Raw genomic sequence first — 15,515 nt, forward strand, 5'->3', positions numbered from 1 at the left:
GCCCTTTGAAAAACCATAGGGTCTTTCAATATTATTGCGGAGAATCACCTCAAGAATATTATGATACGTAATATAATTAAACCAACAACAACTAAACAGATCATAAGTGGAGCAATGATGCTTCTCTTCTTATATTTTATTCCTTTCAAATATTGATCCCAAAACCCAAACTGCAATATGGCGGCACCTATTCCATACAACAAAATACCAGTGAATCTACTCTGATCAAAATAATCTTTAAATTCATTGTATACTAAAATTAACGCTATGGTATAACCAAATCCAAATAGGAGTGTTGCCCATGCTTCTTTTTTCTTGGATAATGTGAATAAGTTAATCGCTAACAATATAGCGCCTGTAAATAATCCGAATAGTATACTAAAATACCATATTGCTTTTTGTGAATAGAAACTGACGGAAGCTTTTTCAGCATCTTCATCAATATCCCATGTGTTAAGGGACTTGTAATCAGGCTCCTCTTGTTTCCTTGATGCGATAAGTTGATTTATCTTAACAATTTCTGTTTCGGAAAAAAAATAGCCCCTTTTTTTGAGAATGTCGAAAGCCATTTCTATAGCTTCAGGGACTGATCGGGTCTCTTCTGAAGTATACCGCAACAGGTCCTTATTGGATAGTTTTTCTAAGACTGATCTTTTTACCATAAACCTAATATAACCAAACTACCAATTACAGTTATCACACTTTTAAAATAAGGGTACTAAAATATTATTATCTGACAACAAATGTTTCCTAATCATCTCGCAGTTTAGATCTAATTTTCCATTGTAGCAGTAATTTCATCAAAGAAGTAGAATAACTGACAGGTGCATTAAGTTAATTTCATATAACATTGCAATAGCGTTATAAAAATTAAGATATTGGTGGCAATAAAGCAATATACTATCCACTTAATTTTAAAGCCATAATAGAATAATCCCAATATCCATGGATTCCCAAAAAGATATATTCTAAAAATTTGAAAGCCATCAAATTTATGCCCTAAATGAAAAAAATCAGCCAATAACTGACTAAAACACCCTTTAATTGCTTGGTGCTCTATCGCAATAAAATTTATCACGATCAAACAAACATAGGTCAGAATATAAATAGTTAGAACAACTTTTTTATTAATTTTCACTTCTTAAACATTTATTGATTTGTACGTTATATAACTTCAAAACAGAGGCCATTTACCACCTCATGGGAAGATAGAAATTAGCTAAATTATTTTTAAGCTAATATAATAGAAAACATTATGATATAATAAATGATAACCGACCATTATTACGAATACAAAACAGTAGCAAGTTATCCTTCATAAGAAGGGACTTTGTTATACGAATTAATCGATTTGGATACTTTCCAGTCATTGCCCCCACGCTCTCTCCCTTTGCTTTTTCAAAGATTTAACCACTCCGCTACGGCTCTTAGACTGCGCATTGGTAGCTTGCATTTTTTGGTTGAAATCATCAGCGAATAACTGCTCTCTCCTGCTGATTCTCCCTCTGTGTTTACCACAACATATTGATCGAGTGCCAAATCTGCTGTGGAAAGGTTAACGTTTGTTTTTGCTGATTTTGCTTCAGCTGCCACAGCAAATGTGCATACTGCGATTAAGGCTGCTGTTGCGAATGTGTTTACTAGCGTTTTTATACAAATTACTTGCTTTTTTATTTGATGATAAAGCTATCATGAGTGTCTTTTTTATAGTGTTAGTTTTTTATTTTTTCTTGCGCAAAAATTTACCTTTGGTATCAAAATATAGTTTATTGTCATTCGTTAGTTCCAATTTATACCCTTTAGAAGATTTATCAATGCTCTCCACAGCAGTACCATTGTAATTTTCTTTCAAGTAAGATTGTATTGACTGCGGAAAAAAAACGGTCGGCAGTCCAATTCCATCTGGAGCTTTAACCTCAATCCAGTTACCCAACTTCCCAAAGTCAATTTCCGTACGATCAGCCAATATCACTTCGTGAAATGTTCCTGTGGCAGAAGGGGATTTCTTTACCTTTACTTCAAGTATCTGTACATTCGGAAAATATGCCTTAATAAATGCCAAAGCACTATCTGGTAGCGTTACATTCTCTAAAGGTTTAGATTTAAGTTGATTTTCTTTGCTGAAATTATAAGCCTTATTACTTTGCGCAGCATTTGAACATGCGCAAAAAATTAAACAAGTAGGTATTACCAAGAGTAGCTTCCACATGATCGTTGTTTTTTTTAAATAATAACTTTTAAAGAAGCAAAATGTTTTTTAGGAATGTCCCCAAATTCGTAAGCCAATTGAATATTCAATTCTACATACGCATACAAATCTTCTTCAACACTCTTTTTTTTAATAAGAAGAGCTGTATTAAAAATCACTTTCTTAAATTTATAAAATCCATTCATACAATTGGGGCCCTGTCTCTTGAAAATGGCCGGAACGCCTAGGCGAACTCAATCAGTGCAAGAAGATCTTTTCCCAATGACCTGCTCAAATTTCCTTCGGCATCCAAGATCGACAGTAAACCAATCTGCGCTATGTATTCTTTCCCATGGTAGGTATCGTAAAGCTCTTTCTTTTTCTGGGTATTGGCATGGGGATACAGCAACATCCCTCCTACAGCATTCCAATAATCCGCATACACGTAGATCTGTCGTAGATCTTGCGTGGATATCATATCATAGCTATAGTTCTTCCATTTGGTATCAATGACAAACTGTTTTCCACTGATTCGATGTTTCAATAGGATATCTGGTCGAAGCGTCTTGTCGCGCCAAAATTGCTTGCTCTCCTGTCCTCGTACTTCCCAATCTTTCGAACAGTTCGCCAACTGCGCAAGCACATACTGCTCCCAGAGCTCATTCATACTGAAAAGCAGAGCCAGCATATTTTCAGTTCCCGCCTTGACATTGGGGGCATAGTTTAAAATAATCAATCGTGCTAATTCAATTGCTCTCCGATAAGGTTCCATTTTACGGCTATAAGATAGCCTATCAAATAATTGCTGGTCGGCCCAGATCTCTTTGACTTCTGGAAAATTCAATTGCGCCGTCTTGCAACGTCCATAACGATAGCTCCCTCGCGACAGACGAGCAACAACCTCCAAGCCTAGCTGGAGAATCTGATGCAGCACATGGTCACCGCCATATACTTGATGGGTATTGTAAAAACGCTCTTTATGAACGAGATTACGCTGAATCTGCCCTGCAAACTCCAGTTTTCCTTTGAGCGCAACGGTATTTTTAGTTTCCTGATAATATTGTTTCACCAGTCCGTGATGCAGCAATTCTTCTACCGCTGTTAAATACCAGTCAAAATAGATATCCAAGAGATGGATCTGCTGTTTGTCAACAAAAGCTTCACCCACTGCTGTAACCTTTAACCGCTCCGTTTCGAGAAGCATTTCGATCAATACGTCGCGCCAATTGACGGTAGATGCAGTCCGCTGGATCTTGGGCAGGATTTCAATGACAAGATCGTCCACCTGAACAATCCCGACATAGTTTTTAAATCGGATACCCTGATAGACAGGCGCAAAGTATTTACCCTGATGTAGATCATTGTATTTGAGCAACACATTGAAGTAAATCTCCACAAATCGCAGACTTTCTCCGGACTGAGTTTTGTAGGACTGATTGAGATACAACGTATCATGCTCATAGACTTGAAGGACATACTGCATATGATTATCCGATCAATTGATTCAAGGCATCAATAATATTTTCTTCTGGTACCTCGAGTACATTCAGCTTTGGTTTATACTGCGGCTTCCGTATTCTTTCGAAGTCCGGAAAGAGATCTCCTGAAAAGTTGTCATTTTCGATTTCAACAAAACCTGGTCCCAGCACCAAAGCAATTTTCTCCTCATCCCGATAAAAGTATTCTTTGAGTAATGGTACGATGCAATTGTTAAAGGCATGCGTGAGATCGCGGCGTGACTGCACATTAATAAGATAAGAATGTCCAATTTGATGGTCTTTGTCCAAAAGCACCTTGATGCGATTGTTGATTCTGTTGAGGACATGTTGCAGATTGATATTTTCGATGATGATATCGCCGAGCAGTTCGGTATTGGGCATCATCTCCACAAAGGCAAACCGACGGCGCAAAGCAGTATCCAAAGCTTCCACCGAACGGTCGGCTGTATTCATGGTACCGATGAGATACAGATTGGATGGTACCGAAAATTTCTGCTTGCTATAAGGTAGGATAACTTCAAGTGCTTCATCCCGTCCGGCACGTTTGGATTCTTCAATCAACGTAATCAGCTCACCAAATATGGCGGATACGTTGCCCCGATTGATTTCGTCGATAATTAAAACCACAGGCTTTCCTTGAATATCCTGATTGGCCATCGCCTTTTGAAATGCCCCGGAATTAAACTTACCGACCAGTTCGGCACTGGCTGGCGTCTCTTCATTCGAGTGCAGCTCGAGATAGGTATTGTATGCCGCATGGGCACAGGCAATCTTAAACAAACCGCTTTCTACTTCATAGATAAGCTGCATGCTTCCATCGTCGGTTTCATGAAAACGGGGTTTGATTCCTTCCACAAAATCCTCATAGCTCATGCTCTGATGAAAAGTTGTAAAAAGGATCTGTCCGCTATCCACATACCGCTGGTAACGTGCTTTCAATGAAGTCCTATCCTCAAGGGATATTTCCGTTTCGCTTTTTCCTTCGATTATGGAAAGAGCCAAGTTGATGCTGTTATATGTTTTTCCCGTACCAGGAGGACCATACAAAATTTGGTTGAGCTGCATAGGGATACTGTTTGCGAATGTTTCGGTATTGACAGATGTTTCCTCACCCCCTATTTCTTTAATGATAGCGTGGTGCTTTTCGACGCGTTGGTTCAGCTTATTGATCAGACTGACAAACTCCTGAGGTGTAACGCGATGCGCTGTAAACCGTTGAATAGATTGTTTGACACTCAAAATACCCTGATCGACGATAGCGATAATATCGGCCAACTGGCCATCAATATCCTGGTACATCGCTTCCAAAGAGACATAGTTTTCTTTGAGGCCAGCGATTCGAATCGTATACATTTTTGCAGTTTCATTGATTTTCCGTGCCAGCTTATACTTTTCCACCAAGGGCTCTTTAATTGTCTTGATTAAGTTAAGCACCGCACGATTTTGATCATCTTTGGGATCTTGGGTTTGGGTAAATTCAAAATAGTACGTATAAGTAGACTCCCCCAACACGAATATTAGACTCATAGCATCGCCAGAAGAACCTGGGAAATTGACAGGAATAGACCAAAAGGTAGTTGCAAAATAGCCCGAACGCTGGGTTCCGATAAAGTAATCCGTTTCGGAATTCTTCGTGGCACTTTGTCTCACTGTAAACGTAAAATTGTTGTCTGTCTGATGTTTGGACATCAGCCAATCAAAAACACTCTTTTCGTATGCTTCGTAATTTAACATATATGGTACTGGCTTGCTATCTCGGTATTCCTACCGTGTTAAATAATATTCTTGAAAATCTAATTTGATCGCTGTAGACACAGCTCTTAAGGATTGGACAGCTGCCTGTCCTTGGAACAAAGATACGACTTTTGGTTCATGCGCTGACAGCACATTGATTAAACCATCAGCATGCAAAAAGATAAAATGCTGAACATTTTCTTTACTAACAATATGATAACTATTTTTTACTATCCAATCAATCAAATCAGATTTTTCCACCGTAAATAAGGACCAGTTTCCAGTAATACCATAATCGTCAATTATTTTTAAAGAACTGTTTTCATTTTGATTTTGATAATAAAGTGCATGAAATCCAAAATCGAAGACAAGGTTAGGTTCAATATTCTCTATTTCAAAACTTATCTGCAGTCCATTCTCTTGATCATCTGATAAACTTATTAAATAGAGGTCTCCATTAATCATCTCAGCGGGATGCCATTTTTTTAATATGTTGCTCTTTTTCATATGCAAATTTAGTGGTGTTTAATGGTTCATAAAAATGGGTAAGCATTCCTTGAGCAAATCCGAGCTTCGTCTTTTTACTCCATTTCAGAATTCCGCCTGCCAAACCACTTCGATTTCATCACCGCTTATGATGTCGATAATATTATTTACATTACCTATAGAATAGTGTTTCAGATCCCAATCTATAAACATTTCTTGACTTTCTCTACGAAACCAATCTAAATAGTTTGAATTATCCGATACCACTAAACCTCTATAACCTGGGTGCTCATAGAGACTTCTTGATCTTGCACCTTCATCTGTCACTTGATAAGACATTACACCATTAAATTTTAAGATTAAAATTCGGTCATCTTTCATTTCAGCCAAATGAATCTCTATGCTACCACCATTGTCCGTTAAATTAACAAAATAAAGATCATTTGGTGGAGGAGATACAGGATCCCATTTTATAAAATTGTTCATAACTATTGATACCTGAATTTTGTTCCTTTTAATTTATTAACGGGTTAACTCACTAACGTTTTCACCTCTTCCTTACTTAACCAGCGAAATGTAGCAGGTTCATCCGAAAGCACCTCAATTGCATTTTCTAAATTATAAATAACGAAATGTTCAATATTTTTTCGTTCTAAAATATCATAGCTGCCCTCAATAACTGAATCCAAATAAGCGGAGCATGTAGATCTCGCAAATCCCCGAAAATCGTCGTTCTCGTTAACCATCTTCATTAGCGCCAAGTCGATCGTAACTTTATACGAAACAAAATACTCAAATTTTATTTCGAGAATTTGAGTGTGATCAACTAAGTTTTTTAAAAGAATAACTATTTCACTGTATTCCACATACATTTTATAAAAAAATAAATCTTGAGGAAGGGATAAATCAATAGCCCATTTTTCATATTTATCTTTCATCGTGTAGTATCTAAATTTTGTTTCTATTACTTTTTCGTCCAAATTCAATATGGAGGCGCTGATGTTAGTCCTACAGGGCCAACCTGACTACCTATCCAAATTTTCAATTTCTTTTTTGAAATTAGCTAATAGAGAATAAAATCGAGTTTTCAATAGCTCACTTTTTACTTTATTATCCATAACAATTTCATTAAAATAGATCGCATCAACCCAAATATTTAAATTATTAATATTCGTTTCGAGCATGAAATCATAGGCCTTTTCAATATCTAATAATTCGAAACTTGAATATACATCCTCAGATTTGGATAATTGCATAGCGCTCAATAATAACTGACTTGATCTTGAATCCATTTTATAGCAATTATTCGATTTATCAAAATTTTCCAGGAACGACAGGTCGTTACCAACTTCACGTTGAAGTTGATTTAATGCTTGGGCTAAAGAATCTTCAAAACTTTTTAACGCTAGTAGGTGCTTTTTAATATCCATTACTTATTCTTTTTTACGCCCGATAATCTAAGTAACTAACCGCTCTATTTTTTCACAATATGATCAGCTGTAGTTACGGCTCTTGAGATTCTAATCTTATTTTATTTCCGGTTTATACCATGGTCGACACTGAAGATTTTGGGAACAATATCGATACAATGATCAGTTCTTATACATAAACCCAGTCTGATTAAAGGTTAATCCAGGAAACTTCAGGATCTTGAAGAGTAATTACATCAATTATATTATCACTAGTACATACCATATAATGATACTTCAGTAAGTCATCAAAGATTCCATAACTCTCCTCATCAAACCATTCAAGAAATTTTGAAGCATCTGTTTTACAAAATGTATATATTGAGGGATTATCCAAAGTTTTCATTCGTCCTGATTCAATCACTATCCTATAGGCTAATGGATTGTTAAATTCTATTTTTAAACACCTATCAACGAGATCAGATTGTTTTAATAAGACAACCTGTTTCCCTTTTTTAAAATACATTTCATAAAAAAACGGATTATCTGGTAGATCCATTATCGGATCCCATCGCGTATACTTTTCTGTCATAATTACTATAATCTAGCAACCACACGCTATTTGCACGAAATCTCAGCATGAATGGTGAATACCTAAAGTTAATTTAAAAGTTCCATAATTGATATATCAAAAAAGCCACATCTCTCGACGCGGCTTTTAAACTAAACTTAAATAGATGATTTCATTAGCGGCCTGTCCTCCACCCGATCTGGCAGATTACTAGCTATTAGATTTTATTTGTACGAATTGATTGATTTCGAAACTTTCCAGCTGTTACCCTCGCGCTCTAAGGTAACCAGGTCAATCTTGGTAAAGTTTTCAAATTTCAAGGTTACTTTAGCGACCATATAGTCTGCTGACTCTTCAAGGATATCGGTGCTTACGGTGCAGTTCAGCTTCTCTCCTTTTTGCTTTTTCAAGAATTTAACGATTTCGCTACGGCCATGACTTTGCGCATTGGACGCTTGAAACTTTTGGTTAAAATCTTCAGCAAATAGCTGTTCTACACCTGCTGATTCTCCCGCAGTGGTTACCGCAAGATAGTGATCAAGTGCCAAGTCTGCTGTGGAAAGATTAACGTTTGCTTTCTCTGATTTCGAACCTGGTCCTTCAGCTGCCATAGCGAATGTTGATACGGCGATTAAGACTGCTGCTGCGAATGTTTTTACTAGGGTTTTCATAATATCTTTTTTATAGTGTTAGTTCTGTTGTTCTTATTTGTTGACTCAAAACTACAACACAATAGGTCCCTGGCCTATGGGCTTTAGACCAACGCTCGGGAAAACTCGGTAAATAGCCAAAATCGGGAGGTGAAAATATGTAAGAATACCAAGTCTAATTTTTGAGCGGCTTTCAGTTTACTGGGTAAACTAAATATCAATTAAGTAAGCGCGAATATTAGATCAGCTCTCACGAATACGAATCGCTCAGCCCAGTCAAATTTCTTGTGATTACTTTTAGTATTAGATAATTAAAACATGCCCAAAAGGCATACATTATTTAACAAATAAAACTTAAAAACAATGAAAAAGTTATTGATGAGTTTGGTAGCCCTAGCTGCGCTATCGACAGCGGCTTTTGCAGGCACGGACACAAAAGCACCCAAAGAAAATGCAGAAGTAAAAACAAGTACTTCGTCAGCAGCCGAAAACACCAACAAAGTTGAAGTTGCCGAATCAACAAAAGAAAGCAATGCAAAATTTCTAAGAAAGTGTGTTTACACGCTAACGGTCTACAACACTAGTGGCCAAGTGATTGACACCTTCACTTCGCAAACCTATGTTGAAAATTCCTGTTCAGGATTCTTCGACAACTGCAGAACGATTTACAGACATATGCTTGCCAATGGTGAATTAGGAATATAGTCTGCAAATTATATTTCATTCGAATTATAAGTGCTGAAAAATAAGCGGGGCTAAGGCCCCGCTTTGTATGATACCTAAATCATTTCCTACAAGTTAGCAGTTAACCCAACATGGCTATGCTCAAGATTCCAGCCAATTACATTGTTTTATTTTGCTCCATTGAGTAATAAAATTCAACAAAACCACTTCAAATCTGCTGTTGTTCTTACTATACAAAACGGCTACAAGCTACATTTCAAAAAGAAAGAATCAACATAAAAATTGGAATCGTACGGTGAAAATTCAATAGTCTTTAAAAACATTGGATGACGAAATAAAAACGACGAAACGGTAAGAAACATAAAAATTACTGTACAAGTATACGCTAAAACAAAGGGTCTGATTTGAAAATCGGGCCCTTTTGAGGTAAAAAAGCAACCAGCGCTTAAGCCATGATAGGGAAAACTCGAAAAATAGCGAAAACGAGCGTTAAAAAAAACACAGTACTAAGCAATAAAAATACTATTGCCATTGATTAACTTTAGTGAATATTAACAAATTCAAAAATGAATTACTATTTTACATTATTATTTTTAGTTGCTTTGCAGTACGTTAACGCACAGGAATCCTTTGTCTTTAAACACCTTCCTCAGCCACAAATAAAGTACGAGACAACGGGTATATATCAAACCAAAGCAGAAGGCAAATTGGAGGGACCATCCCCCTTTACGATGAATCTGGAAGGAAATAATAAGGTCCAATCGACCACCTCTACAGGCGCAGAAATCAAGCAGATAATTCCCTATAAGACAGAAATACTTTTTGTAGAGGCTAGCATGAAATTTAACGAGCAGATAACTCCGTTAAAAGCTCCGTTAAGTGGTTCTACGATATATGGCTATTACGATGAAAATGGTAAAACTAAGATTGATTCGATAGTAAATAACACGCTAGATTCCCTGGAAAAACAATATTTAAAAACCGAAATGGAACAGAATCAGTTTGAAGATAAAACGCCAAACAAACCAATGAATGTGGGTGATTCAGTTGAAAAAACAGAAATAGTGGCATTTCCAGTCTTAGGGGCAGATGAACAGGTATTTTTAGTAAAAACCAAATACACCCTGCAAAAAATTGAAAATGGGATTGGCTATTTAGATGCTACGCAAACATTTAAACTAAAAAATCCAAATGAGCAGATCGAAGTTCTACCCAGCAGTAATGGTTCAGGAAAAGTTGAATTTAATATTAAACACACTTATGTGAGCAAAAAAGTAACAAGCGCTAATCTGCACCTCAAAGTCAAACAGGATGGATATGTCATGTCCTGTATTATTTCGTCAAATAAATCCGACATCACAACCGCCTCTTCACTGATACGATAGGCGGTCTAAATCATATTGCAAACTAGATCAAAGTTTAATCGCTATTGTTTTTTATCAAATCTATTGAAGGTATAAAAAGAATACATTACGGAAACCATAACTTGTTGCCTCAAATTTCAGCTACATATAGGCCCATAACTCGCGACTTAGCATATAAAAATTGGATAATAAAACTAAAAAAAGGGCGCAAAAGGATCATAAAAATTACTGTACAAGTACACGCTAAAATAAAAGGCCTGATCAATATCAGGCCCTTTTGACTAAAAAACTTTCGCTAATTTTGGCTTTTAAAACTTATGCAAATGATCTCACTGTACCTGCACCTCCAATAGCTTTAACCATCCTGAATCAGTTATATCGCCATTTACGGCAAGCCTTATTCCCGGCTGATTTTCATTTGTTGTATCTACAATGGCGACGGCCCAGGTATAGTTTCCAGCAGCTACATCGACATTAGCTTTCAACTCGTATGCGACTGGATTATTCTTGAGCCAGGTGGAAGGTTCTCCTTTATCATCAACAAAAACTTTTTTCACCCTGTTTTCTTCGTCCAGAAGTGCAAAAGCTACCTTATATTTATAATTCCACTGAGGAATATTATTCGGGAAATACCCCCAGCCCATATTCCGCCAGCGGTGGTTAATTGTCGTTTCAGTACCCGAATTGACTTTCTCCGGTAAATAAATACGATCGGGATATAAACGATAGCCACCTTCAGAAATAAAACGCTGGCATAAGGTAAAAGATTTGGTGAACCAGCTTTCAATTTCACCGATACGGAAATCCATCATGTTTACAGCAGCTTCCAAGGAGCTGTCAAATTCGCCCTGCCGAACATCTTCGGGATGGTCTTGCCTATACTTGCCACTTGAGTCTGTCCAGTAACGGTGTGTACCAGTCGTAATCCAACCACCCTCCATAATAATCGGGCGTTTAAAATTCCAGACCTTGGCAAAATTCTTCTCCCAACTTTGATAATAATCGGTCATTCCAAAGGCATCCTGACGCAGGCTGTACCCTTTGTTGATCATCTTATTCAACAGCTTCTCCGAATTAGGATTGGGAGCTCCATTACCCGCAGGGTCGCCAACTAAGCGATGATAATTGATCAGCAAAGGCACTTTTGTAAAGTTCTTGGAATACACATCTGAAATCCAATCAACAACTTCTTCTTTGATCACCTCAATATTTTGACCGGAGGGATTATTTGGATCTTCATAAATGACACTATGTCCCTCGCCCCACAAACCGAGTCCATAGGCATCGACAAAGGAGGTCTTATTTAAATCATTAAAATCCTTCGCCAACTCTTCGATCAGCTTGCTATAATAGTTCCGAAAAACAGGATCTTGCAGCACGGGTGTTTTTCTATCCGGAAAAGAAGCATTGGCAACATAATACTTGGCGCCTGCATCGAAAACAAACTGCGGCGTATTTGCTCCTTGATCGCGACCGTCGACGACGATACGAAAGGCGATTGGCAATCCTTTATCTTGTGCCCCTTTGATCATTTTATAGATTGCCGTGCTGGGATCCCTCCAGGCATATACGCCATCTACAGGATTAAAAGTTCGCCAGCTGGTACGGATATAACAGGCAGATGCATAGTCAATTGCTTTGACCGTTTTACCTAAGTCAGGTACATAGAATTGGGTGTCCCAATAGGAAGGAGTCCCCGAAGCTGAAGCATACATGACCCAGCCGTTTAAAGGGTTACGAAACATGGCACTGCGGTTGTAGCTGGGTTTCACCAAGGTCCCTGCTATATCTTTTTCGTTATCAGCACTATCTTTCTTGCATGAAACCGCTAGAAAGCAAAGCATGATAGCAAATGCGCTGAGGCAGGCTTTTTTATAGTTTATATTGTTTTTCACTTTCAGAAATGTTAAAGTTAATTTAAATGCTTTGATACAATTGCTTACCGTTTTAACCCCAGAATTGTCATGTTCCTTAGATCAAAAATCAGCACATTGGTCGTGGCCGGAATGGTGAAATAAGAATTGCGGTTGGCGCCAACGGTACCTCCGCCCAATTCTGCTACTTTTCCTAAGGTAAGCGTCAGGGTCTGAGCCACACCTTCAGTCGTAGGCGGAGCACTAAAAGCATAAGCCAGGTTTTTGTTATTACTGTTGTCTCCAGTTACGATAAACTTGGTAGTCCCGACTTTACCCCCAGTATAGACCAAAACCTGCGGATCCGCCAAACTTACCTGACAATCCATTTTTACCGGAGTTCCCCAGCCATTGATACTTCCGTGCATCCACAAATCCGTCACCGTGGTCGTATAAGGCTGATCCCCTGTCCATGTCACTATTTTGGGAGCAAGTGCTTTCGCTGGAGAATAAATGGTTGCTGTCGCTTTTTGCATATTGACCACAACGCGATACTCGCCCGCAGTTGCTATTTTCCAGGAGAATACGTTTTCTCTCATTTTGATGCCAACGGCATTTCCATCGTTTAGTTCAGCGCTTCCATCGGAGGTAACAACATAATTGGTTTCACCGTTAAATTCGACCGGAATTTCCAGTTCGCCAGGCTGCAAATTCAATACATAAGCATACTGATCCAGATTTTCCAATGTTTTTGGCATCTCCACCTTGCTCCCGCCAACGGCACTTCCGCTCAAGAACACTTTATCGGCATCAAAAACAACCGTCTTGATCGGGTTTACTGTAATTCTTACGGTACGTACTTCGGGTGCCTCAAAAGTTGCACCACCCTCCCATTGGGCAACCACTCTAAACTCTAGTGTAAAGCTTTTATTTGCTGGTATGCCCCACTTTTCATTTGCCCAATTTTGTAATTGTTCGGAAGTAAAGCTTCTGCTCAATACGTTATCGTCTTCATAGTTGAATATGGCTGTACCCGTACCAAAATTGTTCCCCACCACATCTAACATCGTACTGTAGCTGACCAAATGATCATCTGATTGTACCCTAGCGGGCTTCCAGTTAAATGTGACGATATCTTTGGTCAAATTGACTTCGTCCAGCGTAATGTTTTCCGACGAAGGCTGAAGGTCCATCGTTTCATTGACTTTGGGTATATCCTGAATTTCCTGTTTGCACGATAACTGGCAAAGTACCATGCTTAAGAAAAATAAGGTTTTGTATAAATAATTGATGATTTTCATTGATTTATATTTTTGCTAACGTTTGGATAGAATCATGCGCTTGACTAGCGCAACTGCTTTTTTGTCATCAGATGGGAAAGCTGCCGAAAATACGATTAGGATTTGGACAGCCTCCCATAACCATTAATTATAACCCGGATTCTGCGGGAACGGTGCCCCTGTATTGGCATCCCTGATCACCTGTGGAATAGGCCATAAGATATTGTTGTCCGTAATTTTATCCTTGATCGCATTATTATATTTTTTGACCCGCTCCACCAAAGTATTGGTACGCACCAGGGTAAATCTTCTGCTTTCTTCACCAACTAATTCACGGATACGCTCATCGAGCAGGAAACCCATATTCATCTGAGCGCCGGTAATTTCGGACGCTCCAGCTCTTTTCCGCACTTCATTGACGGCTTGGGCAGCTTTATCCGGCATATTTTGCCCCAAATAGGCTTCAGCAAGCAACAGATAGGTTTCAGCCAAGCGGAATTTCATACGATCTTTATAACTACCGGTCAAACTTAAATTTTCAGTACGTCCGTAAAAGAATTTTGTAATCGCTGGAAATAAGCTTTTTGTCGTAAACCAGGTCTGTTCGGTAATATTGGCTTTTTTACCATATAGCGAGGTCTCATTCGCGTTGTTGTAATACCAGTTGCGTTTAATGTTATAACCTGAATTACGGATATCATTTGCTTCGAAAATACCAGCGACATTGCCTGTAGCATTGGTACCTGTGGTACCTACCCACCACTTCATTGGCACTAATTGTGCAATACCACGGCCGCCCAATGTGTCAGCCAAAACAAATCCTGTAATCGTCGAGTAATTGGGTATCCAAGCCCTACGCGTCCAGTCATCCGAATTGGTACCGCCGCCGATCGTATTAAACTGGAACTGCAATACCCAGATACTTTCTTTATTTCCACTTTTTCTATTTTGGTTATTTTCCAGAAATAAATCGCTAAATACATCGCCTGGTTTGCTGCCATTTACGCCATATCTGTTTTTCATAAGGTTATAATACCCACTATTGATGACCGCCAATGCGGCCTTTTCTGCTTCGGCATGATTGCCCTGCAATAGGTAGATTTCACTCAGCAAATGACTTGCGGCCCATTTGGTCAGCTTTCCTTCTTTTACGTCGTCCGGATTTGTAGGCAGGTTATCCACCGCAAACTTCAGGTCGTCTACCATGTGGCCGATGACTTCGGCTTTTGGTGTACGGGTAAAATTAAGCTGAAAATCATACAAGATAGTTTCCACATAGGGTACATCGCCATAGAGATAAACCAGGGTACGGTAAGCATATGCCCGAAAGAAGCGGGCTTCAGCCTGAAAACGTGCCTTATCCGCGGGCGTATCCCAATTGGTATTTTTTTCGGAATAAACCAGCATCAGGTTTGCCGATGAAATGAGGTTGTAAGCCCAATTCCAGTAAGTACCCACAAACCGTTCTGAGGCAGTAAGTGTAAGGTTTGCAAAAGCCGTCAGTGAGCCATCGCTATTAATGGCATCGGCGATATCTGTAGATACCTGTAAGGCTTCATATGGGCAGGCACCATTATGGATGAAGGCGCCACCTTCGCCATAGGTATTGTATTCTGAACGTGTGAGTGTATACAAACCAGCACTCCCCACCTCGAAACCGTAGGTGCTGGTATAGGTATTGGAGGGGGCCAGTTCAGTTTTCAGTTCTTCCTCCAGAAACTTCTTACAGCCTCCTAAGGTTAACAATACGATAAGCCCTAAACTTGTTGTGATAATATTTTTCATTTTCATGTCCAT

17 protein-coding genes are annotated in these 15,515 nt (G+C 38.7%); 2 read left to right on the forward strand and 15 right to left on the reverse strand.

Going from position 1 to position 15,515, the window contains the following annotated elements:
- Positions 1-44: 44 nt before the first annotated feature.
- From A9970_RS13705 to A9970_RS13760, 12 genes are all read right to left on the reverse strand, one after another.
- Positions 45-662: a hypothetical protein gene (locus tag A9970_RS13705; RefSeq protein ID WP_182982695.1), complete on the reverse strand. Its 618-nt coding sequence runs from the start codon at positions 660-662 to the stop codon at positions 45-47.
- A 736-nt stretch (positions 663-1,398) separates the two neighbouring features.
- Entirely contained in the window at positions 1,399-1,593 is a 195-nt protein-coding gene (locus A9970_RS13710; RefSeq protein WP_182982696.1) for a hypothetical protein, read from the reverse strand.
- A gap of 127 nt (positions 1,594-1,720) precedes the next feature.
- Positions 1,721-2,209: a PepSY-like domain-containing protein gene (locus A9970_RS13715; protein ID WP_182982697.1), complete on the reverse strand. Its 489-nt coding sequence runs from the start codon at positions 2,207-2,209 to the stop codon at positions 1,721-1,723.
- Between the two features lie 14 nt (positions 2,210-2,223).
- Positions 2,224-2,394 carry a hypothetical protein gene (locus A9970_RS13720; protein WP_182982698.1) on the reverse strand — a complete coding sequence of 57 codons (171 nt, stop codon included), beginning with the start codon at positions 2,392-2,394 and terminating at the stop codon, positions 2,224-2,226.
- 38 nt (positions 2,395-2,432) lie between these two features.
- Positions 2,433-3,671, reverse strand: a complete 1,239-nt coding sequence (locus A9970_RS13725; RefSeq protein ID WP_182982699.1) for an McrC family protein — start codon at positions 3,669-3,671, stop codon at positions 2,433-2,435.
- A gap of 4 nt (positions 3,672-3,675) precedes the next feature.
- Complete coding sequence (locus A9970_RS28490; RefSeq protein ID WP_220801609.1) at positions 3,676-5,421, reverse strand: McrB family protein; 1,746 nt, start codon at positions 5,419-5,421, stop codon at positions 3,676-3,678.
- 30 nt (positions 5,422-5,451) lie between these two features.
- Complete coding sequence (locus A9970_RS13735; RefSeq protein ID WP_182982700.1) at positions 5,452-5,928, reverse strand: hypothetical protein; 477 nt, start codon at positions 5,926-5,928, stop codon at positions 5,452-5,454.
- Positions 5,929-6,012: 84 nt separating this feature from the next.
- Positions 6,013-6,393, reverse strand: a complete 381-nt coding sequence (locus A9970_RS13740; RefSeq protein WP_182982701.1) for a hypothetical protein — start codon at positions 6,391-6,393, stop codon at positions 6,013-6,015.
- A 44-nt stretch (positions 6,394-6,437) separates the two neighbouring features.
- Positions 6,438-6,845: a hypothetical protein gene (locus A9970_RS13745; RefSeq protein WP_182982702.1), complete on the reverse strand. Its 408-nt coding sequence runs from the start codon at positions 6,843-6,845 to the stop codon at positions 6,438-6,440.
- Between the two features lie 87 nt (positions 6,846-6,932).
- Complete coding sequence (locus A9970_RS13750) at positions 6,933-7,337, reverse strand: hypothetical protein (RefSeq protein WP_182982703.1); 405 nt, start codon at positions 7,335-7,337, stop codon at positions 6,933-6,935.
- A 190-nt stretch (positions 7,338-7,527) separates the two neighbouring features.
- Positions 7,528-7,908 carry a hypothetical protein gene (locus A9970_RS13755; RefSeq protein WP_182982704.1) on the reverse strand — a complete coding sequence of 127 codons (381 nt, stop codon included), beginning with the start codon at positions 7,906-7,908 and terminating at the stop codon, positions 7,528-7,530.
- 203 nt (positions 7,909-8,111) lie between these two features.
- On the reverse strand, positions 8,112-8,558 hold the full coding sequence (locus tag A9970_RS13760) for a hypothetical protein (protein WP_182982705.1): 447 nt from the start codon (positions 8,556-8,558) through the stop codon (positions 8,112-8,114).
- A gap of 342 nt (positions 8,559-8,900) precedes the next feature.
- Between A9970_RS13760 and A9970_RS13765 the strand changes: the two genes are divergently transcribed.
- Both A9970_RS13765 and A9970_RS13770 read left to right on the forward strand, forming a co-directional pair.
- Entirely contained in the window at positions 8,901-9,242 is a 342-nt protein-coding gene (locus A9970_RS13765; protein WP_182982706.1) for a hypothetical protein, read from the forward strand.
- A gap of 545 nt (positions 9,243-9,787) precedes the next feature.
- Positions 9,788-10,606 (forward strand): hypothetical protein, encoded by an 819-nt coding sequence (locus A9970_RS13770; protein ID WP_182982707.1) that lies wholly within the window; start codon positions 9,788-9,790, stop codon positions 10,604-10,606.
- A gap of 308 nt (positions 10,607-10,914) precedes the next feature.
- Here the strand turns inward: A9970_RS13770 and A9970_RS13775 are convergent, their stop codons facing one another.
- The 3 genes from A9970_RS13775 to A9970_RS13785 all read right to left on the reverse strand — a co-directional run bounded on the left by A9970_RS13775 (position 10,915) and on the right by A9970_RS13785 (position 15,509).
- A complete protein-coding gene (locus tag A9970_RS13775; protein WP_310889289.1) occupies positions 10,915-12,480 on the reverse strand; it encodes a DUF4832 domain-containing protein in 1,566 nt (521 codons plus the stop codon).
- A gap of 44 nt (positions 12,481-12,524) precedes the next feature.
- Entirely contained in the window at positions 12,525-13,739 is a 1,215-nt protein-coding gene (locus tag A9970_RS13780; RefSeq protein ID WP_075991434.1) for a SusE domain-containing protein, read from the reverse strand.
- A 123-nt stretch (positions 13,740-13,862) separates the two neighbouring features.
- Positions 13,863-15,509 carry a RagB/SusD family nutrient uptake outer membrane protein gene (locus A9970_RS13785; protein ID WP_259655395.1) on the reverse strand — a complete coding sequence of 549 codons (1,647 nt, stop codon included), beginning with the start codon at positions 15,507-15,509 and terminating at the stop codon, positions 13,863-13,865.
- Positions 15,510-15,515: the final 6 nt, after the last annotated feature.

The sequence above is a fragment of the Sphingobacterium sp. UME9 genome, from assembly GCF_014170215.1.
Lineage (GTDB): Bacteria > Bacteroidota > Bacteroidia > Sphingobacteriales > Sphingobacteriaceae > Sphingobacterium > Sphingobacterium paramultivorum.

Bases quoted from the DNA above. Each gene is read 5' to 3' on its own strand.
- A9970_RS13720 (WP_182982698.1), bottom strand. From the start codon at position 2,394: ATGAATGGATTTTATAAATTTAAGAAAGTGATTTTTAATACAGCTCTT.
- A9970_RS13765 (WP_182982706.1), top strand. From the start codon at position 8,901: ATGAAAAAGTTATTGATGAGTTTGGTAGCCCTAGCTGCGCTATCGACA.
- A9970_RS13705 (WP_182982695.1), bottom strand. From the start codon at position 662: ATGGTAAAAAGATCAGTCTTAGAAAAACTATCCAATAAGGACCTGTTG.
- A9970_RS13740 (WP_182982701.1), bottom strand. From the start codon at position 6,393: ATGAACAATTTTATAAAATGGGATCCTGTATCTCCTCCACCAAATGAT.
- A9970_RS13785 (WP_259655395.1), bottom strand. From the start codon at position 15,509: ATGAAAATGAAAAATATTATCACAACAAGTTTAGGGCTTATCGTATTG.
- A9970_RS13780 (WP_075991434.1), bottom strand. From the start codon at position 13,739: ATGAAAATCATCAATTATTTATACAAAACCTTATTTTTCTTAAGCATG.
- A9970_RS13760 (WP_182982705.1), bottom strand. From the start codon at position 8,558: ATGAAAACCCTAGTAAAAACATTCGCAGCAGCAGTCTTAATCGCCGTA.
- A9970_RS13715 (WP_182982697.1), bottom strand. From the start codon at position 2,209: ATGTGGAAGCTACTCTTGGTAATACCTACTTGTTTAATTTTTTGCGCA.
- A9970_RS28490 (WP_220801609.1), bottom strand. From the start codon at position 5,421: ATGTTAAATTACGAAGCATACGAAAAGAGTGTTTTTGATTGGCTGATG.
- A9970_RS13725 (WP_182982699.1), bottom strand. From the start codon at position 3,671: ATGCAGTATGTCCTTCAAGTCTATGAGCATGATACGTTGTATCTCAAT.
- A9970_RS13745 (WP_182982702.1), bottom strand. From the start codon at position 6,845: ATGAAAGATAAATATGAAAAATGGGCTATTGATTTATCCCTTCCTCAA.
- A9970_RS13755 (WP_182982704.1), bottom strand. From the start codon at position 7,908: ATGACAGAAAAGTATACGCGATGGGATCCGATAATGGATCTACCAGAT.
- A9970_RS13770 (WP_182982707.1), top strand. From the start codon at position 9,788: ATGAATTACTATTTTACATTATTATTTTTAGTTGCTTTGCAGTACGTT.
- A9970_RS13735 (WP_182982700.1), bottom strand. From the start codon at position 5,928: ATGAAAAAGAGCAACATATTAAAAAAATGGCATCCCGCTGAGATGATT.
- A9970_RS13750 (WP_182982703.1), bottom strand. From the start codon at position 7,337: ATGGATATTAAAAAGCACCTACTAGCGTTAAAAAGTTTTGAAGATTCT.